This window comes from Salinicola rhizosphaerae, assembly GCF_014652715.1.
GTDB classification, from domain to species: Bacteria; Pseudomonadota; Gammaproteobacteria; order Pseudomonadales; family Halomonadaceae; genus Salinicola; species Salinicola rhizosphaerae.
The window spans coordinates 36,635-56,869 of sequence record NZ_BMZI01000007.1 but is presented as its reverse complement, the minus strand read 5'-3'; the positions used below and the strand labels follow the sequence as shown (position 1 = coordinate 56,869).

At 64.7% G+C, this 20,235-nt stretch carries 17 protein-coding genes; 5 read left to right on the top strand and 12 right to left on the bottom strand.

Annotation, left to right across the window (positions count from 1 at the left end):
- Window positions 1-58: 58 nt before the first annotated feature.
- The 4 genes from IE125_RS15385 to IE125_RS15370 all read right to left on the bottom strand — a co-directional run bounded on the left by IE125_RS15385 (window position 59) and on the right by IE125_RS15370 (window position 5,087).
- Complete coding sequence (locus IE125_RS15385; RefSeq protein ID WP_189445566.1) at window positions 59-295, bottom strand: ElaB/YgaM/YqjD family protein; 237 nt, start codon at window positions 293-295, stop codon at window positions 59-61.
- A gap of 44 nt (window positions 296-339) precedes the next feature.
- Complete coding sequence (locus IE125_RS15380) at window positions 340-672, bottom strand: hypothetical protein (protein WP_189445565.1); 333 nt, start codon at window positions 670-672, stop codon at window positions 340-342.
- A gap of 96 nt (window positions 673-768) precedes the next feature.
- The gene (locus tag IE125_RS15375; protein WP_189445564.1) at window positions 769-3,879 is read right to left on the bottom strand and encodes an efflux RND transporter permease subunit; all 3,111 of its coding nucleotides are present in this window, start codon (window positions 3,877-3,879) and stop codon (window positions 769-771) included.
- The gene (locus IE125_RS15370) at window positions 3,879-5,087 is read right to left on the bottom strand and encodes an efflux RND transporter periplasmic adaptor subunit (protein ID WP_229809153.1); all 1,209 of its coding nucleotides are present in this window, start codon (window positions 5,085-5,087) and stop codon (window positions 3,879-3,881) included. The genes IE125_RS15375 and IE125_RS15370 overlap by 1 nt, the downstream gene beginning before the upstream one ends.
- Before the next feature lie 196 nt (window positions 5,088-5,283).
- Between IE125_RS15370 and IE125_RS15365 the strand changes: the two genes are divergently transcribed.
- The gene (locus IE125_RS15365) at window positions 5,284-6,465 is read left to right on the top strand and encodes a BaiN/RdsA family NAD(P)/FAD-dependent oxidoreductase (RefSeq protein WP_189445562.1); all 1,182 of its coding nucleotides are present in this window, start codon (window positions 5,284-5,286) and stop codon (window positions 6,463-6,465) included.
- 326 nt (window positions 6,466-6,791) lie between these two features.
- On the opposite strand, the gene IE125_RS15360 is transcribed toward IE125_RS15365, so the two are convergent.
- From IE125_RS15360 to IE125_RS15345, 4 genes are read right to left on the bottom strand one after another with little or no spacing between them, the layout of a single operon-like run.
- Window positions 6,792-7,088 (bottom strand): YqjK-like family protein, encoded by a 297-nt coding sequence (locus IE125_RS15360; RefSeq protein WP_189445561.1) that lies wholly within the window; start codon window positions 7,086-7,088, stop codon window positions 6,792-6,794.
- On the bottom strand, window positions 7,081-7,461 hold the full coding sequence (locus tag IE125_RS15355; protein WP_189445560.1) for a phage holin family protein: 381 nt from the start codon (window positions 7,459-7,461) through the stop codon (window positions 7,081-7,083). Before IE125_RS15355 ends, IE125_RS15360 begins: the two co-directional genes overlap by 8 nt.
- Window positions 7,461-7,808 carry an ElaB/YgaM/YqjD family protein gene (locus IE125_RS15350; RefSeq protein ID WP_189445559.1) on the bottom strand — a complete coding sequence of 116 codons (348 nt, stop codon included), beginning with the start codon at window positions 7,806-7,808 and terminating at the stop codon, window positions 7,461-7,463. Before IE125_RS15350 ends, IE125_RS15355 begins: the two co-directional genes overlap by 1 nt.
- Window positions 7,809-7,868: 60 nt before the next feature.
- On the bottom strand, window positions 7,869-8,819 hold the full coding sequence (locus IE125_RS15345) for a phospholipase A (protein WP_189445558.1): 951 nt from the start codon (window positions 8,817-8,819) through the stop codon (window positions 7,869-7,871).
- A gap of 312 nt (window positions 8,820-9,131) precedes the next feature.
- On the opposite strand from IE125_RS15345, the gene mscK reads away from it, so the two are divergent.
- On the top strand, window positions 9,132-12,653 hold the full coding sequence (mscK, locus tag IE125_RS15340) for a mechanosensitive channel MscK (protein WP_189445557.1): 3,522 nt from the start codon (window positions 9,132-9,134) through the stop codon (window positions 12,651-12,653).
- A 24-nt stretch (window positions 12,654-12,677) separates the two neighbouring features.
- Here the strand turns inward: mscK and IE125_RS15335 are convergent, their stop codons facing one another.
- The 4 genes from IE125_RS15335 to IE125_RS15320 are packed head-to-tail and all read right to left on the bottom strand — an operon-like array spanning window position 12,678 to window position 16,840.
- Window positions 12,678-13,433, bottom strand: a complete 756-nt coding sequence (locus IE125_RS15335) for a TlyA family RNA methyltransferase (RefSeq protein WP_189445556.1) — start codon at window positions 13,431-13,433, stop codon at window positions 12,678-12,680.
- Entirely contained in the window at window positions 13,430-14,626 is a 1,197-nt protein-coding gene (locus IE125_RS15330; RefSeq protein WP_229809151.1) for an ABC transporter substrate-binding protein, read from the bottom strand. Before IE125_RS15330 ends, IE125_RS15335 begins: the two co-directional genes overlap by 4 nt.
- Before the next feature lie 10 nt (window positions 14,627-14,636).
- Window positions 14,637-16,172: a sensor histidine kinase gene (locus IE125_RS15325; RefSeq protein ID WP_229809150.1), complete on the bottom strand. Its 1,536-nt coding sequence runs from the start codon at window positions 16,170-16,172 to the stop codon at window positions 14,637-14,639.
- Window positions 16,169-16,840, bottom strand: coding sequence for a response regulator (locus tag IE125_RS15320; RefSeq protein ID WP_189445555.1), 672 nt, complete (start codon window positions 16,838-16,840; stop codon window positions 16,169-16,171). The genes IE125_RS15325 and IE125_RS15320 overlap by 4 nt, the downstream gene beginning before the upstream one ends.
- Before the next feature lie 253 nt (window positions 16,841-17,093).
- Here IE125_RS15320 and IE125_RS15315 point away from each other — a divergent pair, with 253 nt between their 5' ends.
- From IE125_RS15315 to IE125_RS15305, 3 genes are read left to right on the top strand one after another with little or no spacing between them, the layout of a single operon-like run.
- Window positions 17,094-18,080, top strand: coding sequence for a Bug family tripartite tricarboxylate transporter substrate binding protein (locus IE125_RS15315; protein ID WP_189445554.1), 987 nt, complete (start codon window positions 17,094-17,096; stop codon window positions 18,078-18,080).
- A complete protein-coding gene (locus tag IE125_RS15310; protein WP_189445553.1) occupies window positions 18,077-18,523 on the top strand; it encodes a tripartite tricarboxylate transporter TctB family protein in 447 nt (148 codons plus the stop codon). The genes IE125_RS15315 and IE125_RS15310 overlap by 4 nt, the downstream gene beginning before the upstream one ends.
- Window positions 18,523-20,040, top strand: a complete 1,518-nt coding sequence (locus IE125_RS15305; RefSeq protein WP_189445552.1) for a tripartite tricarboxylate transporter permease — start codon at window positions 18,523-18,525, stop codon at window positions 20,038-20,040. Before IE125_RS15310 ends, IE125_RS15305 begins: the two co-directional genes overlap by 1 nt.
- Window positions 20,041-20,235 lie beyond the last annotated feature (195 nt).

Sequence of the window (20,235 nt, the reverse complement as noted above, 5' to 3'; positions counted from 1 at the left end):
TCGGCATCCGGGCCTTCTCTCAGGCTGACCGTCACTCCGGTCAGCTCACTTCCGGTTCTCAGCGACGGCCGACGAAGAAGCCGATCGCAAAACCTGCCAGAGCGGCAACACCAACACTGCTCCAGGCGTTGCGGTGTACGTAGTCGTCGGTCTCGCGCCACGCTTCCTCGGCGTGCTCGGCCAGGTCGTGGCTGATATCGTCGGCGCGATGGCGTGCGCGCTCCACGCCGCGGCGTCCCCGACGCTTGGCATCGCGATAGGCTTCACGCGCATCTTCTCGATAATTGCGGCTCATGGATCATCCTTAATCGTGGTAGGTGGAAATGGACGCTGTGCGGATCACTGGCGAGTCACCATCAATGCCAGAACGGCACCGCCCAACGCCGCGATTCCGACACTCTTCCAGGGCTTGCGCCTGACGAACGTATCGCAGCTCTGGCAGGTATCGGTAATCTGTTCGTCGAGCCGGCGTCTCGAGCGGGTCGCCCAGTCGCCCGCTTCCAGGTAATAGCGGGCCGCGGCTGGCGCTTCGTCGATACTCTCCTCGAGCGGCTCGGTGACGGTACCTGCTGACGCGGGTGACACCGACGACGGTTCGGTCGAGGGCCCTGTCAGATCCTCTTCGATCCGGTTGACCTGGGACTGCTTGTCGTCTCGATGGAAAAGACTCACGGGATTCCCTCCTTGCCGCCGACGGGGCGTGGCCCTATCGGCCGGTCGTCACCTTCTGCAGTGTAGTCCCAATTTGCAGCGCCGCCAGGGCGGTGATCAGGCATCGTCGCGGGGCTGCATCTCGCGTTCGAGTCGGCGGGCGACATCCCCGGGAGAGCCGGTGCGCCTGGCGAGCAGGGCGTAGGCGACCGGCACCACGAAGAGCGTCAGCAGCGTGGCGACGGCGACGCCGCAGAAGATCACGGTGCCGATGACCAGTCGCGATTCTGACCCCGGGCCGAAGGCCAGCAGTAGCGGTACCGCGCCGGCCATGGTGGTGACGGTGGTCATGAGGATCGGCCGCAGGCGAGTGACCGCAGCATCGACCAGCGCGGTCGTGAACTCCCGCCCCTGATCGCGAAGCTGGTTGGCGAATTCGACGATCAGAATGCCGTTTTTCGCCGCCAGGCCGACCAGCATCACCAGTCCGACCTGGCTGTAGATATTGAGCGACTGCCCGCTGACCCAGAGACCCAGCAGCGCGCCGCTGATCGCCAGCGGCACGGTGAGCATGATCACCAACGGGTGAATGAAGCTTTCGAACTGCGCCGCCAGTACCAGAAACACGACGAGGATGCCGAGAGCGAGCAAGAATTGCGTGGCCCCGCTCGCTTCCTGGAAGTCGCGCGAGGGCCCCTTGTAGTCGATCACCGCCTCAATGGGCAGCTCCTCGTCGGCAACGGTCTGCAGATAGTCGAGCGCGTCGCCGAGCGCGACGCCGTCGGCCAGATTCGCTTCCAGCGTGATGGCGCGCATGCGATTGAATCGATTGAGTTCGCTGGCGCCGGCGAATTCGGAGACCGTGACCAGGCTTGCGAGCGGAATCAGTGCGCCGCTGGTGGCGGAACGGACCTGCACGTTGTCGAGGGCGCTGGGCTGGCGCTGGCGGTCGCGCTCGCCCTCGAGAATGACGTCGTACTCCTCGCCGTTGTCAACGTAGGTGGTCACGTTGCGTCCGCCGAAGAGCGTTTCCAGCGTGTTGCCGATGGTGCTGACGGTGACTCCCAGCGAGGCAGCGCGGTCGTAGTCGATCTCGATACGTAGCTGCGGCTGGGTTTCCTTGTAATCGCTGTCGACCGCTTCGAGTCCGCTGTCATCGGTGCGAATTCGCGCGAGCATACGGTCTCGCCAGTCGACCAGCGCTTCGTAGGTGCCACCGCCAAGCACGAACTGGACCGGCTTCTCGACGCGCCCGCCGAAGCCCTGACGCATGACGGGCACGGCGGTGACGCCGGGCAGACCGTCGAGACGTTCGCGAATCTCCGCCATGATCTCCCACGCCGAGCGGCGTTCGCTCCAGTCCTTGAGGGTGACGATCGCCATACCATCGTTGAAGTTCTCGACGCTCCCGAAGCCCCGGGGGCCCCGCATCGACACCTGATTGATCTCGCCGCGATCGACCAGGGTCATCAGCCTCGCCTCTATCTCGTCGTAGTAATCCTGCATGTAGCGGAAGGTCGCGCCCGGCGGGCCTTCGATCAGCACGAAGAAGGCGCCGCGATCCTCGCGTGGGGTGTATTCGTTCGGCAGCTGCTGGAACAGCCAGGCGGTCGCGGCCAGCAACAGGCAGAACGAGCCGACCACCGCCCAGCGCCAGCGCAGCGCGATCATCAACGCGCGGCGATAGGTGTTCTGCGAACGCTCGAGCAGCCAGTGAACGGTGCGACTGATGCGGTTTTCGTGCATGCGTGGGCTGAGCAATTTGGAACAGAGCATCGGCGCCAGCGACAGCGCCACCAGGCAGGAGAGCGCGACGGCTGCCGCGAGCGTCAACGCGAACTCCGAGAACAGCCGGCCGATGTCACCCTGCAGCAGACTCAGCGGCACGAACACGGTCACCAGCACGAGGGTGGTCGCGATCACCGCGAAGCCGATCTCCCGGGTGCCGCGGTAGGCGGCGACCAGGGGCGTCTCGCCGTGACTGACCATGCGGCGATGGACGTTCTCGATCACCACGATGGCATCGTCGACCACCAGGCCGATGGCGAGAACCAGCGCCAGCAGCGTGAGCAGGTTCAGCGTGAAACCGAACAGCGCGAGAAAGATGAAAGTCCCGATCAGCGAGATCGGGACGGTGACCGCCGGTACCAGCGTGGTACGCACGTTGCCGAGGAAGACGAAGATCACCACGACCACCAGTGCCATGGCGATGAACAGCGTGACGATTACCTCGTGCAGGGCGCCGGCGACGAAGATCGACGAATCGAAGTTCAGGGAGAGCGTCATGCCTTCCGGCAGCGTCTGCCGGAGTCTGGCCATTTCGGCCTTGGCGCCCTCGGCGACTTCGAGGACGCTCGCCGTCGACTGCTTGATCATGCCAAGCCCGACCATGGGCACGCCGTTGCCGCGATAGAGCGAACGCTCCTCGACCGAGCCGACCTCGACGCGGGCGATATCGCCCAGTCTGACCAGGTAGCCGTTACCGCCGCGCGCCACGACGAGTCGCCGGAAGTCATCGGCGGTGACGAAGTTACGTGGGATACGTAGCGTGAACTGTCGATCCCTCGACTCCAGGAACCCGGCGGGCAGCTCGACATTTTCCGCTTCCAGCGAAGCGGCGACGTCATCGACCGTCAGGCCGCGAGCGGCAAGCGCGTTGCGGTCGAGCCAGACCCGCATGGCATACTCCTTGCCGCCGCTCAGGCGCACCCTGGCGACGCCGCTCTGGGTCGAGAAACGATCGACCAGGTAGCGATTGGCATAGTCGGTCAGCTCGGGGATGGTGTAGCCCTCGCCCGAAAGCGACAGCCAGACGATCACGTCGTCACTGCTGTCGCTTTTTTCGATCTCCGGCGGATCGGCCTGATCCGGCAGGTTGTCGGCGACCGAAGAGACGCGGTCGCGAATGTCGTTGGCGGCGGCGTCGATGTCGCGGTCGAGCGAGAATTCGACATCGATCTCGGACTCGCCATCGGCGCTGCTCGATTCGATCGACACGATTCCCTCGATGCCGGCGATCCGATCCTCGATCAGTTGGGTAATACGGGTTTCGACCACGCTCGCGGAGGCGCCGGGGTAGGCCGTCTCGATGCTGACGATCGGTGGATCGATGGCCGGATATTCCTGCAACGGCAGACGTTCGACCGCGAGCAGCCCGAAGGCGATCAGCAGCAGCGAGGCGACCGTTGCTAGTACTGGCCGGCGGATGGAGAGATCGGAAAGCCGCATCAGTCGGGCGTACCCGGGGCAGGCTGTGACGAGGTTGCCGACGAGCGCATGGCACGACGCTGGCGCTCCAGCACATCCTCGATCCGCGAGGCGGGCGGGTCCACGGCAATCAGGTCGACGGCGTCACCGTCGCGAACCTTGAGCGTACCGTGGGTGACGACCCGGTCGCCACGATCGAGGCCGCGGAGGATCTCGACCTGGCCCGTGCGGCGCTCGCCGATGGTGACCTCCTGGCGGCTGACGCGCGGCGTCTCTTCGTCCAGGCCGCCAAGCTTCCATACGGTCTGCCGTTCGCCGTCCGGCACGAGTGCACTCTCGGGGATGGTCAGCGCAGACCGAGCCGGCTGCGCAAGATGGATCTCCATCAGCATGCCGGGGCGCAGTCGCCCGTCGTCGTTGGGCAGAACGGCACGCACGACCAGACTGCGCGAGATCGGGTCGATCCGCGTGCCGAGATGCGCGATCTTCGCGCGGAAGATCGTCTCCGGATAGCCCGGTGTTGTGGCTTCGAGCGTCAGCCCGGGATGCAGCACAGCCAGGAGCGTCGCCGGCACCGTGAAGTCGAGCTTCATGATATCGAGCTTGTCGAGCGTGACCAGCTCGGTGCCGGGTGTGACCAGCGCGCCGACGCTCAACTCCCGCAGGCCGACGCTGCCGGCAAAAGGGGCTCGCACGCGGTGATCGGCAATGCGTGCGCGCAGCGCATCGATCTCGGCGCGGCTCTGCTGGACCAGAGCGGCGTTGTCCTCGAGCGTGGCGCGTACGCCCAGGTTGCGGTCCTGCAGCTGCTGGGCGCGATCAAGCGCGCTCTGCCGCTGGCGCTGCACCGCCTCTGCCGCGCGCAGCTCCGCCTGCACCTCATCGTCGTCAAGCTGGACGAGCCACTGACCGGCGCTGACCGCGTCACCGTCATCGAAATTGAAAGCGTCGATGGTGCCCGTCACGGTCGATGAGAGCGTGACGCTCTCATCGGCACGCAGCGTGCCCAGCGCCTCGACCGGGTCCTGCCAGGTCGTCTCCTTAACCGTGGCGGCGATCACCGCCGTCGGTGCCGACACACTCTGCGCGAGTGCGGGTATCGTTAGTCCGGCCAGCAGCAGCCACAGAAGAGCGTGCGAGAGGCGTCGAGGGAAGGAAGGTTTGCGCGTATCGATCATGGGTATCGTCAGTGTTGTTGTCGTCTTGTCGACATCTCGTTTTAGCGACACGCTACCGGAAATTCCATGAATCACGGATGAAGGTACATCGGCAGCCGGCCGGACGGGTCTGTTAAGATACGCGCCCCGAATCCGCTGACTGGGCGGATAAAAACGCCTGGTGACACCGGGCTGTCGTGAAGCCCTATCTGCCGTGGAGCCCTATCAGCCGTGAGTCTTGATCCGTTATGAAATCCTGCATCCTGTCATGAAAACCTATGACGTCGTTATCGTTGGCGCCGGCGCGGCCGGTCTGATGTGTGCGTTGACCGCCGGCTATCGCGGGCTGCGCGTGCGCGTGGTCGATCATGCCAACAAGGCGGGCAAGAAGATACTGATGTCCGGCGGGGGCCGCTGCAACTTCACCAATCTGGCCACCCGGCCGGCGCATTTCTTCTCGCGCAATCCCCATTTCGCCATCTCGGCGCTGAAACGTTATACACCGCAACATTTCGTCGAGCTGGTCGAACGCCATGCCATCGATTATGTCGAGAAAGCGCCTGGGCAGCTGTTCTGCGCTCAGTCGGCCAAGGAGATCGCGGCGATGCTGCTCACGGAGTGTGAGTGGGCCGGCGTGGAGGTCTCGCTCTCGACGCCGGTCACCGAGGTCGAGCGATGCGGAGAGGGCATGCGGCTTCGCGCGGGTGGCGAGCGTATCGAGGCCGGCGCGCTGGTGATCGCGACCGGCGGTCTGTCGATTCCCACGCTCGGCGCGACCGGGTTCGGCTACGAGGTGGCGCGTAATTTCGATCTCGAAGTGACCGAGACGCGTGCCGCGCTGGTGCCGTTTACGGTGACCTCCCAGTGGAAGTCGACACTGGGCGAACTGGCCGGGCTCTCGTGCCCGGTGACCGCGCGCTGCGGTGACGGGCGCTATGACGAACCGCTGCTCTTCACCCATCGCGGTCTTTCCGGGCCGGCCATGCTGCAGGCATCCAGCCACTGGCAGGCCGGCATGCCAGTCGAGATTGACTGGCTGCCCGGACGCTCGATCCCCGATGAGTGGAGCCATTCGAGAGCGCAGCATCCCAAGCGTCGACTGGCCGCCTGGCTCGGTGATGCGCTCCCGCGACGTCTGGCGCAGTCGATGATGGAGTGGCAGGGCTGGTCGGATCGGCCCTTCGGCGAGCTGTCCAATCGCGATATCGAAGCATTCGCGCAGGCGCTTCATCGCTGGACGTTCAAGCCGGCGGGGACCGAAGGCTGGCGTACGGCGGAAGTGACTCTGGGCGGCGTTGACACTGCGGCGATCTCGTCGAAGACCTTTGCCGTCAATGACTTGCCGCAGCTCTATTTCATTGGCGAGGTGCTGGACGTGACCGGCGAACTGGGCGGGTTCAATTTCCAGTGGGCCTGGGCCTCGGGTGTCGCCTGCGGGCAGGCGGTCTAGGTTTGCCTCACGAGCCTCAGTTTTCTCATAGGAGCGAGCTCTGCTCGCGAAAAGATCTCGAGCTCCATGGCTTCGCTCGCGATGCTCGCTCCTCGGCGCAGAGGAACAGCGGGTTCGTTCGAGATGCTTGCTGCGACGCAACTTCGCGAGCAGAGCTCGCTCCTACCGCTCTGAGGGGCAACGGCTTCGCGAGCAGAGCTCATTTCCTACGCATGACGCAGCGATCAAGCATCTTCGATCTCTGCTTGGAAGCGAGCATCGCGAGCGAAAAGATCTCAAGCGCAACGAGGCCTTCATGGCGAAGGCCTCATCGATTTTGCCACTACCTAGCGACGGCCCTTGCTGGCGCGATAGAGCGCGCGGCCACGGTTGTACATCATCAGCCCCGTCAGCGCGCGTTTGAAAAGCCGACCGGTCGAGCGCGGTTTTCGGGCGCCTCGGAAGGCGAGCAGGCTGCCTGCCGCTAGCAGCGGCGTGCGCCAACTCATCAGTTTGCTCCAGGCGTTGTCGATCGGCGCCGTGGCGTCTCGCCATTCGCGCATGGAGGCGGTCATGTCGAGACGCTGCTGAAGGATTTCATGCTCCAGCGCGTCGATCTGCTGCTGTCGAGAGCGACTAGTCATGGGTCGGATCCAGCGCCTGACGGTCTTGGTTGAGGTGGTGAAGTGTGGCTGCCATCAGCTTGCGTCGTTTGGCAACGCGCTTGGCCCCGAGCATCAGTGCTGCGGCGAGCACGAATAGCCCGACCGAGCAGATGGCGATGGCCTGTAGGCGGTACTCCTCCCAATAGGCCACGACGACCAGCAGCAGGAGCATGCCGACGGCGAACGACAGCATGATCAGGCCGGCGCCAGCGAGCAGCAGCAGCGTCAGCATGCGGTCGCGTTCGGCTTCCCATTCGACGACGGCGAGGCGCAGTCGCGTCTCGCCGCTGGCGATCAGGTTGGCGATCAGGCGCCGGGCGGCGCCGATCACGTTCTCCGCCGGACCCGCCATCAACGGCGCCCCAGCAACAGCCCCAGAACGACGCCGGCGGCGGCGCCGATACCGATGCTGGTCCACGGATTCTCGTGGACGTAGCGGTCGGTGGCGTCGACCTGCTCCCTGGCGCTGGCGTAGATCTTCTCGCCGCGCGCCTCGAGTCGCTCGCGGGTTTCGTGGAGACGCTGCTGGGCACGCTCGCGCAGCTCGGCGATGTTGCCACGCGAGTCTTCAGCGGTGGCGTGAATCAGCTCTTCGACGGTGTGCGACAGGTTGCGCAGGTCTTCCTTGAGCTGATCGGTAGATGCTTCACGCTCGCGCTGAGCGTCGCTGCCGTTACCGCCTACGGGTTGCATGGTCATGGGTGTCTTCCTTTGACAGTCGATTGGCGTCAATCAGCATAGCCATGCTCACGCAGGGCATCAACGCGTGCCGGGAATCCCGGCCAGAAAGGTGTTGATGCTGAAGCCGAGGCCGAACCGCTGCACGTCGTGGTTGTAATCGATCAGGCTCTCACCGTAACCCTTGTAATATTGGACGTAGCCGCGAACCTTGCCGAACAGCGGGAAGGAGTAGTCGAGCTGGCCGCCGTAGTGGGCCTTGCCCGGATTGCCTCGAACCATCAGCGAGACTTCCTGGTCGCCGAAGGCGCGAACCAGCGTCAGATCGCCGTACCCGATGTAGTTCTCGAGATCCGGATTGTCGTCGTCGGCGTCGTTCTCGGGCACGCGCCAGTGCGGGGCAACGCTGAACGCCCAGTCGCCGCGCTGGAAGATCGACTCCGCGTAGACGCGGTTCCAGCTCCGCGACAGCGGGTCCGAACGACCGTTGGACTGATGCGCGAAGCCGACGCGGTTGATGGTGTTGGTCCACCCCCACAGCGTCCAGTCGTTGTCGAAGCTCATGAAAGCCTCGGGTTCGTAATTGGTCTCGCGGAAGGGCGCCGAGGCCTCGGAGTTGTACGCCTGCCACCAGCTGCGCTGGGTGTAGGCGAAGAACAGATCACCGTTGTGGCCGAAGATGTCGTTGACCAGCTTGACCTTGAAGCTGATCTGAAACTTGATCTCGCTGTTGTCGACATCGCCGTCCGACGAAATTTCGCGAAAGTCGGACTTGTCCGGATTGGTGTTGTAGGTCCACGGCATGATGTAGTTGCGCCGGTAGGCCGTGATCGCCAACGGGTTGTCGGCGGTTTCCGCTTCCAGGCTCCGCCGGCTCTCGGCGCTTTCGTTCGCCTGCTGGACCGGATCGCTCGCCTGCTGCACCGAACCGCCCGGTACGGCGGCGTCATCGCTCTGGGCGAGGGCCGCACCGGACGTGGTGGCGCCCGCAAGCAGCAGGCCGAGGAACGTTAGCGGGCGAGATAGGGTCATGAGACGGTCCTGTCGAGAATGATCCGGTTGGCATTGATGCGGGCGGGTTTCTGGCTCGCCTCGGCAGTTACGGGTCTGGGCAAGGGTGGCGGGCGGTCGACGTGGCACCCGGGTTTCCGCGTTGCTTTTCCACGTCGTCTGCACTCGCGCCCCATCGCAGTGGCGATTTCTAGCATGCCGCCACGCCAAGTCAATCGTTACCGGCGATATCGCTGTGCGATATTCGGAATCCGGCGTCGGTCTCGGGTAAACTCCGGCGCTTACATCAGGGCCACGGTGGCCCGAGGGTCAAGAGCCTACAAGGAGTGGGGCATGGCAGATTCACGGGCCGCGAGCGGCCATCTTCGACGTCACGGATGGCGTCTTTTTGTCTCCCGCCCTGCCGGTCGCCGCAAAGTCTTTCAGGTTATCACGTTAATTGCACTGGGTTTGTGCATGCTCTGCGCAAGTCTCGCCACGATGGCCCAGGAGTCGGCGGCGCTGCCGACGCGGTCAGCGCTGCAGACCGAGCGCCAGAAACTCGAGAAAGTCGATACCCTCAGCGAGCAGCAGCAGACCGAACTTGCCGATATCGAGGCGGCCCTGCAGGCGCGCGATTCGCTCGATGCCATACGTCAGGATCTGCAGGCGCTGGAGCGCAGCGCCCAGCAGGCCCCCCAGCGGATCCGTGAACTCGAGCGACAGCTTTCCGGGCTGAGTGACGAGCGTCCTCCGGAGGCGGCAACGCTCGATCAGCTCTCGGCGGAGAAGCTGGGACAGCGGACCTCCGACTCGCTCGATCAACTGGAGGCGCTTCAGGGTCAGCTTGCCACGGTCAAGGCGCGGTTGATCAGCGCCGAGACGCTGCCCGAGCGCGCCCAGGCGGCCATTGCCGACGCCATGAACCGCGCCGAGCAGGCGCGCTCACGGATCGAGACCGGCGACGGGGACGACGACGCCGCCGCGTTCGATCCGGCGCAGGCGCGCTACCGCCTTGAGTTGGCGCTGGCGGAGCAGCAGGCCGAATACCACCGTCGGGCGCTGGCCAACAACACGCAGCTGCGCGAACTCGATGTTCAGCGCCGGGATCTTCTCAGCCGTCAGATCGCTGTAGAAGAGGCTCGCCTCGATGCGCTGCAGGCGGCGCTCGATCGGCAGCGACGCGAAGACTCGGAAAAGGCGGTTGCCGATATCGGCGAGGAGGATGGCAAGGCCATCGCCGCGCATCCCGTGCTGCGCGAGATTCAGCAGACCAACAGCGATCTCAGCGATCGGCTGCTCGAGGTCACCGATCGGACCAACGTGCTGATTCGACGTGCCATCGACGTGCGCTCCCAGCTCGATCGCGTGCGCCAGGTCAAGCGTACGCTCAGCCAGCAGATCGAGGCGATTCGCGGTAGTCCGTTGCTGTCTCGCATTCTCAACGAGCAGCGACGGTCGCTGCCGGAGATCGACGAGCTCGGCGGACTGCAGGAAGAGATCGCGCAGACGCGGCTCGCCCAGTTCGATCTGGTCAACCAGCGCGACGCGCTGCGCCAGCCAGAGGCGCTGGCGCAGAAGAGTCTCGCCGATGCCAATATCGAGATGACACCTTCGTTGAGCGACGCTCTGGTAAAACTGTTCCAATCGCGCAGCGAGGTGCTCTCCCAGCTCGACAAGGAGTATGGAAACCTGCTGACCGTGGCGATCGACCTGCAGCTCAATCAGGAGCAGCTGGCATCGCTCTCGTCATCGCTCAGGAGCGCGATCGAGGAGCAGCTGTTCTGGGTTGCCAGCGCGCGTCCGCTGACCCTCGGCTGGTGGCGAGACGCGCCGGCCAACCTGACGCACCAACTGCGCAGTGGAAGCTGGCAGGCATCGGCCAGCAGCCTCTGGCAGGTGCCCGATCCGAGGGCGCTGGCGGTGATTCCGGTGCTGTGCGTCGCTGGTCTGCTGCTGGCGTTGCGTCGGCGCATCAAGGTGCGGCTGCTCAATCTCCACGAGCAGATCGGGCGACTGAAACGTGATACGCAGATGCATACCCCGCGGGCGATCTTCTATAACCTCTTGCTGGCCGCTCACGGTCCGCTGCTGCTGGCGTCGATCGGCGGGGTTCTGCGACTGGGGACGGATGACTTCGCCGAGCGTCTCGGCGAGGCGCTGCTGCAGCTGGCGCTGGCGTGGGGCGTGCTTGGCTGGGCCCGGCGGCTGCTGGTTTCCGACGGCGTGGCGACGCGTCACTTTCACTGGTCGACGGGCTACGTGGCTCGCCTGCGCCAGCTCCTGTTCTGGCTCGGCATCTCGCTGGTGCCGGTCATCCTGATCGGCGGACTCGCGCCGGGGAGCCAGGACGAGCTTTCCAGTCGACCGCTCTCGCTTTTACTGATGCTTGCCGGTCTGCTGGCCATGAGCTGGATTCTGGTGCGGCTGATTCTCGCGCACGTGCCGTATTTCGGCCTCAAGCTTTTTCGCCTGCTGCTGGGGCTGGCGCTCGCGCTGGTGCCGCTGGTGCTTGCCGGACTGATCGCGCTCGGCTACGAATATGCCGCGCTGCGCCTGATCGGCCGGTTCATCAACTCGCTCTACGTGTTCGGCCTCTGGATTCTGGTCGAGGCGGCGGTGGTGCGGGGTCTCGCCGTTGCTCAGCGTCGTCTGGCCTATCGACGCGCGGTGGCCAGGCGCCGCGCGCAGATTCAGGAGGGCGCCGAGGGCGGGCTCGAGGTGGTCGAGGAGCCGCCGCTCGACATGGAGCAGGTCAACCAGCAGTCGCTGCGGCTCTCCAAGCTCATTCTGTTCATCGGTTTCACCTGTGCCTTCTATCTGATCTGGTCGGATCTGCTCGAGGTGTTCTCCTACCTCGACCACGTCAGTGTCTGGGAAATAGAGCGCGGCCAGGGCGAGGCGATGACGCTGGACCCGATCACCGTCGCCGATATCGTCATTGCGTTGGTGACGGTGGCGTTGACCATGATGATGGCCAAGAACCTGCCCGGGCTGTTGGAAGTCATGGTGCTATCGCGGCTGACGCTCAAGCAGGGCAGCGCCTATGCCATCTCGTCGCTGCTCTCCTACGCCATCATCGGCACCGGAGTGGTGGTCTCGCTCGGCACGCTCGGGGTGTCGTGGGACAAGCTGCAGTGGCTGGTTGCGGCACTGGGTGTCGGTCTCGGTTTCGGGCTGCAGGAGATTTTCGCCAACTTCATCTCCGGCTTGATCATCCTGTTCGAGCGCCCCATGCGCATTGGCGACACCATCACTCTGGGGCAGCTTCATGGCTCGGTCAGTCGCATACGCATTCGTGCCACGACCGTGACCGATTTCGATCGCAAGGAGATCATCATCCCCAACAAGACCTTTGTCACCGATCAGCTGATCAACTGGTCGCTCTCCGACAACGTGACGCGAGTGGTGCTGACTTACGGTGTGGCGCATGGTTCGGATCTCGACGAAGTCCATCGACTACTGCGTCAGGCCGCCGACGAGAATCGTCGCGTGCTCAGGGACCCGGAGCCACAGGTGTTCTGCGTCAGTTATGGGCCGACGGCATTCAATTTCGAGCTGCGGATCTTCGTCAACGATCTGCTCGACCGGCTCTATGCCAGCGATGAGATCAACCGTCATCTCGACCAGCTGTTCAAGGCCCACGGTATTCGCGTCGCCTTCAATCAGATGGATGTCTGGCTGCACAACGACAGCGGCCAGAGCGCGCGCGTGCACAGTGCCAGCGGCACCGATCTCGGTGCGCCTGGCGAGCTGGGGGCGAGTTCGCGTCGCACGTCGCGCAGCGGAGATGATGGCCATCTGGGCGACGCTGACGTCGGCGGTGCCGGCAGTGATGGTGGGGGCGGCGAGGGAGGCGGCGACGGCGGGCGCTGATTGCGGCCGCAGACGGCCGCGAGTTCAGTCAGCTCGCTTGACGGCGTGCAGCAGGAATTCGCGGTTGCCATCGCCGCCCTGGATCGGACTCTCCTGCCAGTGGTCGACCTGGAAGCCGAGTTCGGTGCAGCAGGCGCGAAGCCGCTGTTCGACCTCGCCGTAAAGGGCGTGATCGCGCACGATGCCGCGATCGTCGACCTTGCCGGGGCCGACCTCGAACTGCGGTTTGACCAGGGAAAAGAGTTCGCCTGCGCCTCCCAGCAGCTTGGCAATCTCCGGCAGAATCAGCGTCTGCGAGATGAACGACACGTCCATGACCACCGCCTGAATGCCCGCCGGCACGAGTGCGCCAATTTGGTCGAGCGGCAGCGCACGGGCGTTGACGCCTTCCAGACAGATCACGCGGTCGTCGTCGCGAAGCGCGGCGTCGAGCTGATCATGGCCGACCTCGATGCCGATCACTCGGTGCGCACCGAAGCGCAGCGCGCAGTCGCTGAAACCGCCGGTCGACTGCCCGATATCGAGGATATTCCAGCCGTCCAGGCGGCGTCCGCGTGCTTCCAGCAGCGCTTCCAGCTTGAGCCCCGCTCGTGAGACATAGCGCTCCTCGGGGGCTTCGGCGATGCGGATCTGCACGGTTTCCGGCAGCTTCTCGCCCGGCTTGGTGGCGACCCGCCAGTCACTGTCGAGCTGGATGCTGACGTGGCCTTGTCGAATCAGCCGCTGCGCACGCGTGCGCGAGCGGACATGGGCGGTCACCAGATGATCCAGGCGTTTCATGGGGCGCTGGGCTCCTCGGAAGACGGGGCAGAGACCGCAGGGAAGCGGGGCGTGATCGCGGTGCTTGACGGCACGACGTCGGTATCGTCTGCCGGTAGCGGCGAGTCGCTGTCGAACGCCTGCTGCCACTGCTCCAGCAGTGTCTGGCGCTTGAGCGTGTCCAGCGTCGCCAGCAGGCCGGGGCCGATCTCCACGGGGCGAATGGCGTCGCCGAGTCGCTCGCGAAGCGACGCGGCGGTGCCGGGGCCTTCGATGCCAGGGTGGACGGCGCCCAGCGTGGTCTGCTTCGCCAGCAGATGCTGCGTCGAGCGGCTCAGCAGGAAGTCGAGGAAGCGCCGGGCGGTCGCCGGATGCGGCGCGTTGCGCGAGACCAGCGCCAGCCGCTGCAGAACGAGGGCGTAGTCGCGAGGCACCACCATGGCGAGTTCCGGATGCGTTTCGACGTAAGCCTGCGCATAGGAGCCGATCAGGTTGTAGCCGATCCAGTAACGGCCATCGCTCAAGCCCTTCAGCATGGCCGATGTCGTGGTCTCCAGCGCGGCGTGGCTGCGCCCCAGCGCTTCGACCAGATCCCAGTAGCGAGCGGAGATTCGCGCATCCTCGATGGCGTAGGTGTAGCCGGCGCCGCTGCGTCTTGGGTCGTAGGTCACCACGCGGCCATCGAGTTCGTGCCCGTGCGCTTCGAGCAGAGACAGCAGTTCGGCATGGCTTTTCGGCGGCGCCAGACGAGAGGCCAGGTCGCGCCGGTAGACCATCACGATCGGTTCGAAGGTGAAGCCGAAGAGCTCGTGGCGCCAACGGGCCCAGCGCGGCCAGTTGGCGGTGGTCGCCGATGTGACCGGGCTCGACAGCCCTTCATTGGCGAGCTGGTACTGCCACGGCATCGCTGGCGACAGGACCACATCGGCCCGCGGCGACTCCCGCTCTGCCAGTACGCGCTGATGCAGCGTCATCGAATCGAGGTTGTAGTAGGTGAGCGCCACGTCCGGATGCTGGCGATGGAAGGCATCGAGCAGCGGCTCGACCTGGGGCGGATCGAGCACCCCGTAGAGCGTCAGTGGCTGCGGGGCCCCGGTCGTGGCAGCGTAATGCAGGGTAGCGGCACCGGCCGGCATGGCGAATGTCAGAAGAGAAATGACAACCCAGCGCCGGACCACGTGGCCTGCGCCCGCGATGGCGAACAGTCGGCTCATCGACATCTCTTCACGTCTCCTGACCGTCGTTGCCGCCGCGCCTCGTGGCCCCTGCGCTCGTGGATTGTGCATCTTCCGCGGGCTCGGTGTCCGGCTCCGGGCACTCCGCCTCGTCTCGAGCGCTGGCCGTGCCGAGGGTGGCCGTGTGCCAGTTCGAATCGTCGAGGAATCCGAGCTCGACGCAGAGCCCGGGGCGTGCGGGATGATCGGGGCGAGCATCGCGCAGGCTCAGATGAATATCGTGAGCGCGGGCGATGCTGTCGACGATGGCGAGCCCCAGTCCGGTACCCGAACCGGTCTCTTCGCCGCGATGAAACGGTCGCAGTACCAGTAGCCGCTGCGATTCGGGAATGCCGGGGCCGTCATCTTCCACCGACAGCCGTGGCGGCGCCATGTCGACGCGGACGGTGACCTGCGTCGCACCGTAGTTTGCCGCGTTCTCGATCAGGTTGTTGAGCGCTTCCTCGAGCTGCCAGTCGGTGGCCGAGACGGTGACTTCGTCGACGGGCAACTCGACGCCGAGATCGACACCGCGACGGTGATAGCGTGTGTAGCTTTCGCGCACTACGCGCTGGGCGAGCGCGGAGAGCGAAAGCGGCGCGCGTGCCGGCGTCGCCTCAGGATTGTTGAGTCGGGTCAGCGAGAGAAGCTGGCCGGCAAGCCGAGCCGTCTTGGTGACGGTGTCATGCATCGTGGTGAGGGCGGCATGCCAGTCTGCCGGGTCGGTCTGGCGCAGCGCCAGCTCGGCGCGTGCCGAGAGCCCGGCCAGCGGCGTACGTAGCTGGTGCGAGGCGTCACCGATGAAGCGCTCCTGATTGGCGCGTACCCGTCGCATGCGCGCCAGAAGCTCGTTGAGCGCCCGGCGCAGCTCGGCCAGCTCGCGCGGTAGCGGCAGCTCCAGTGGCGCCAGGGTCCGCGGATTGCGCTGACGGATGGCTCGGCGCAGACGGGTCAAGGGTTCCAGCGCGAAACGCGCCGACAGCAGGACCACGGCCACCGCGAGGACGGCGATGATGACGATATTGATCAGACTCGAGAGGAATAGCCGATTGGCGAGCGCTTCGCGACCTTCCAGCGTCTGCGCCACGCGCACCTCGAAACGATCACTGCGATCCCACCCTTCGAGCCGCGAGCGCAATACGCCCAGGCGAACCGCCATACCGTCGGAGGTGACCGTCCCGTAGCTCATCTGACCTGAGTCACTCGCGGGCAGCGACGGTAGCGAGCGATTGCCGGTGACGAAGTCACCGTGGGCATCGTAGAGGGCGTAGAAGACGCGCTCGCTGGCGTCGGTCGCCAGCATCTCGAGCGCCGATGGCGGCAGGTCCATCCAGAGCCGATTCTGCTGCCAGCGTACCTGCTCGGCGATCGATAGCGAGGCCGCATCGAGCAGCCGATCAAAGGCGCGGTCAGCGGCTTCACGCGAGGCGAACCAGGCCTGAAGCAGCATGATCGCGACGAGGACGGCCAGCGGGCAGAGCAGCCATATCATCAGTCTGCGGTAGAGACTGAGATGCGATAGATGCCAGCGTCCCGGCAGCGTCACTGCGCCTCCAGCAGGTAACCGATTCCGCGGACGGTTCGCAGATTGATATCGGTATCGGCCAGACGGCGGCGCAGGCGGTGAACGTAGACTTCGATGGCGTTGTCGCCAACGGTTTCGCCGACGAAGGCTTCGTCGAGCAGACGTGCCTTGTCGACCGGTTCGCCGGCGTAGCGAATGAGGCAAGCGAGCAGGCGGTGTTCACGCGGCGGCAGTGACAGCGTCGCTTCGGCGAGCGTGAAGTGCTGGCGTTGACGATCGAGTCGCAGCGGTCCGAGTGCGAGCGGCTCGTCGTGTCCCTGCTGGCGACGCCTGAGCAGCGCGCGTACCCGCGCCTCGAGCTCATCGAGCGCGAAGGGCTTGGCCAAGTAGTCGTCCGCACCAAGGTCGAGCCCGCGGACACGATCCTCGATCGCCGCCCGTGCGGTCAGAATCAGCACCGGCGTCTGGCGGTCGTGATTGCGTAGGGTCGCGAGCACGTCGAGTCCACTGCGGGTCGGCAGGTTGAGGTCGAGCAGAATCAGGTCGTAGCCGTGCTCCAGCGACAGGCGGGCGTTGGCCTCGCCGCCGTCGCTGATGCGGTCGATGTGCTGTTCGTCGACTGCCAGCGTCTCCCTCAACGTGCTCGCGAGTAGCGGGTCGTCTTCGACCAGCAGTAGCTTGGCGGCCATGGCGTTATCTCCTGCGGCGTGGCGGTAGACGGTAGCAATCGGTCCCGAATGATCAACCGCGCGATTGTAAACGATCCCGTCGGAATGGCATGGGACTTTAGTCGCATATCCTTTGGTCTTATATTCTAAAGGGGAATTGAGGGTGAGAGCACACCACACTAATTTCCGCTCACGGGAACACAGTTCTACCTTACGAAACTGTAAGGTTGGCGTAAGCCACGATAATTTCGCGCTTCCGTGAGGAGACAGCACCATGTTTGCAGCCAGAACAATTCAATGGGTCGCCGCCGCTGCGCTGGCGCTCACTGCCAGTAGCGCCATGGCTTTCGAGCCTTCCGGCAAGGTCGAATGTATTGCCCCTTCGGATCCGGGCGGCGGCTGGGATTTCACCTGCCGTAGCGTCGGTAACGTGCTCGAGGAGCTCGACCTGGTACCGGCGAGCGTGCAGACCATCAATATGGCCGGCGCCGGCGGTGGCGTGGCTTTCGCCCACACCGTGAGCAAACGCAAGGGCGACGATCAGCTGCTGGTTGCGGCGTCGACGGCGACCACGACGCGCCTGGCGCAGAACCAGTTTCCCGGCATGAACGCCGATATGGTCAACTGGGTCGGTGCCGTGGGCGCGGATTACGGCATCATCGCGGTCAGCAAGGATTCGCCGTACCACAACCTCAATGAGCTCATGGAGGCGATGAAACAGGACCCGCGGGCGGTCAAGTTTGCCGGCGGCAGCGCCAACGGTGGATGGGATCATCTCAAGGTGCTGATCGCCGCCAAGGCGGCGGGCGTCGGTAACCTGCCGCGTATTCCGTATCTCTCCTACAACAATGGCGGCGAGGCCATGACGCAGGTCATCGGTGGTCACGTCGACGCGTTTACCGGTGATATCTCCGAAGCCCAGGGCTTCTTGAAATCCGGCGATCTGCGCGTTCTGGCGGTACTTTCCGACGAGCGCCTGCCCGGCGATCTGGCGGACATTCCGACCGCCAAGGAGCAGGGCATCGATGCGGTCGGGCCCAACTGGCGCGGCTTCTACATCCCGGCCGGTGTCGATGACGATGCCAAGCAGTACTGGAGCGATGCCGTCGATAAGCTCTACGCCAGCGACCAGTGGAAGCAGGTGATGAAGAGCAACGGCCTGATGCCGTTCCATCCGGATTCCGACAAGTTCGATGCCTTCGTCAAGCAGCAGATCCAGGATATCCAGTCGCTGTCCCAGGAAATCGGGCTGATTCAATGAGCAGATTCAATGACCGCGTCTTCGGCCTGGTCATGCTGGCGGTGGCCGTCGCTTATTACTATGGCGCCACCCAGTTTCCGGTCCCCTTCGGGGGATCGGAAGCCGTCGGGCCGGAGACCTTTCCCAAGATCCTCGGCGTCGTGCTGGCGATCTGCAGCCTCTACATGATCGTCAAGCCCGATGCCGATAATGCCTGGCCGGCGGGACGCACCTTCGTCGAACTGGGCATCGCCATCGTCGCGCTGATCGTCTACGCGCTGCTGCTCGAGCCGCTCGGCTTTATCATCTCGACGACGCTCGCGATCGGCACACTCTGCTGGCGCATGGGCGCCACGCCGCTCAAGGCCTACCTCACCGGCCTGATCAGCGGCATCGTCGTCTTCGTGCTGTTCACCTACGGCCTGGAACTGCCGCTGCCGCTCGGCCTGCTGGAGCTGAACTGATGGAAACGTTGCACTATCTTTCGCTCGGCTTCGGCGTGGCGCTGCAGCCCGAGAACCTGATGTTCGCGCTGATCGGCTGCTTCATCGGCACCCTGATCGGCGCGCTGCCGGGTCTGGGTCCGGCCAACGGCGTGGCGATCCTGATTCCGCTGGCCTTTACGCTCGGCCTCAAGCCGGAAACCGCGCTGATCATGCTGACGGCGGTCTACGCGGGCGCCATGTACGGCGGTCGTATCTCGTCGATACTGCTCAACATCCCTGGCGACGAACCGGCGATGATGACCTGCCTCGATGGCTATCCGATGGCGCGTCAGGGCAAGGCGGCGGAGGCGCTGGCAATCTCGGCGATCGCCTCGTTCATGGGCAGCCTGATCGCGACCGTCGGCCTGATCCTGCTGGCACCGCTGCTGGCCCGCTTTGCGCTCACGTTCGGGCCGGCGGAGTACTTCGCGCTGTTCGTCCTGGCGTTTGCCACGCTCGGCGGTATCACCGGCAAGAATCCGATGAAGACGCTGATGGCAGCGGCAATCGGCTTGATCATCGCCACGGTCGGTATCGATCTCTCCACCGGCACGCAGCGCTATACGTTCGGCGTGCTGGAGCTCTACGAGGGGGTCGATTTCATCATCGCCATCGTCGGTCTGTTCGCGGTTTCCGAGCTTCTGTTCTTCATCGAGGAGAAGGCCGGCGCCGGGCGCGAGATGATCAAGGTCAATCCGCTGAAGTTGAAGTGGCGCGAGATTCTGTCGATCTTCCCGACCTCCATTCGCGGTGGCGTACTCGGCTTCATTGCCGGCGTGCTGCCCGGCGCGGGCGCCTCTCTCGGCAGTTTCATCACCTACACGCTCGAGAAGAAGATCGTCGGCAAGAAGGGCTATTTCGGCGAGGGGGATCCGCGCGGCGTCGCGGCACCGGAGTCCGGCAATAACGGGGCTTCCAGCGGGGCGCTGGTGCCGATGCTGACCCTTGGCGTGCCGGGGAGCGGCACCACCGCGGTGCTGCTGGCGATGCTGGTGTCGCTCAACATCACGCCGGGGCCGCTGATGTTCACGCAGAATGCCGATCTGGTGTGGGGCGTGATCGCGGCACTGCTGGTGGGCAATTTCATGCTGCTGCTGCTCAACATTCCGCTGGTCGGGGTGTTCGTGAAGATCCTGTCGGTGCCGCCGATGTATCTGCTGCCGATCGTGACCATGGTCGCGTTCGTGGGCATCTACTCGATCAGTCACTCGACCTTCGACCTTTACTTCATGATCGCCTTCGGTGTGGGCGGCTATATTCTGCGCAAGCTGGATATTCCGCTGGTGCCGGTAATTCTCGGCCTGCTGCTCGGGCCGGAGATGGAGAAGAACCTGCGCCACGCGATGCAGATATCCGACGGCGACTGGTCAATTCTGTGGAGCAGCCCGCTGTCGATCGGCCTGTGGCTGGTGGCGATCGTCGGCCTGCTGCTGCCGGTGATTGTCGGCCCGATTCTGCGTCGGCGCATGCAGGCGGCCAAGCAGCACACCGAGTGAGCGGTCCGCCGTGATCCCGCGACGCCTCGTCGGCCGTGCCGGCGAGGCGTTTTGTCTGGGTGTGGCGCCTGCGAGCGTGGGGGAGGCGAGTCATTGATGGGCCAACAGCCGGCACGCGCCTCAAGTGTTGGATTGACTCGCTCGTCACCGGTTGCCGGCCCGGAGTCGCACTGGTATAGTGCCGCACGTTCCACA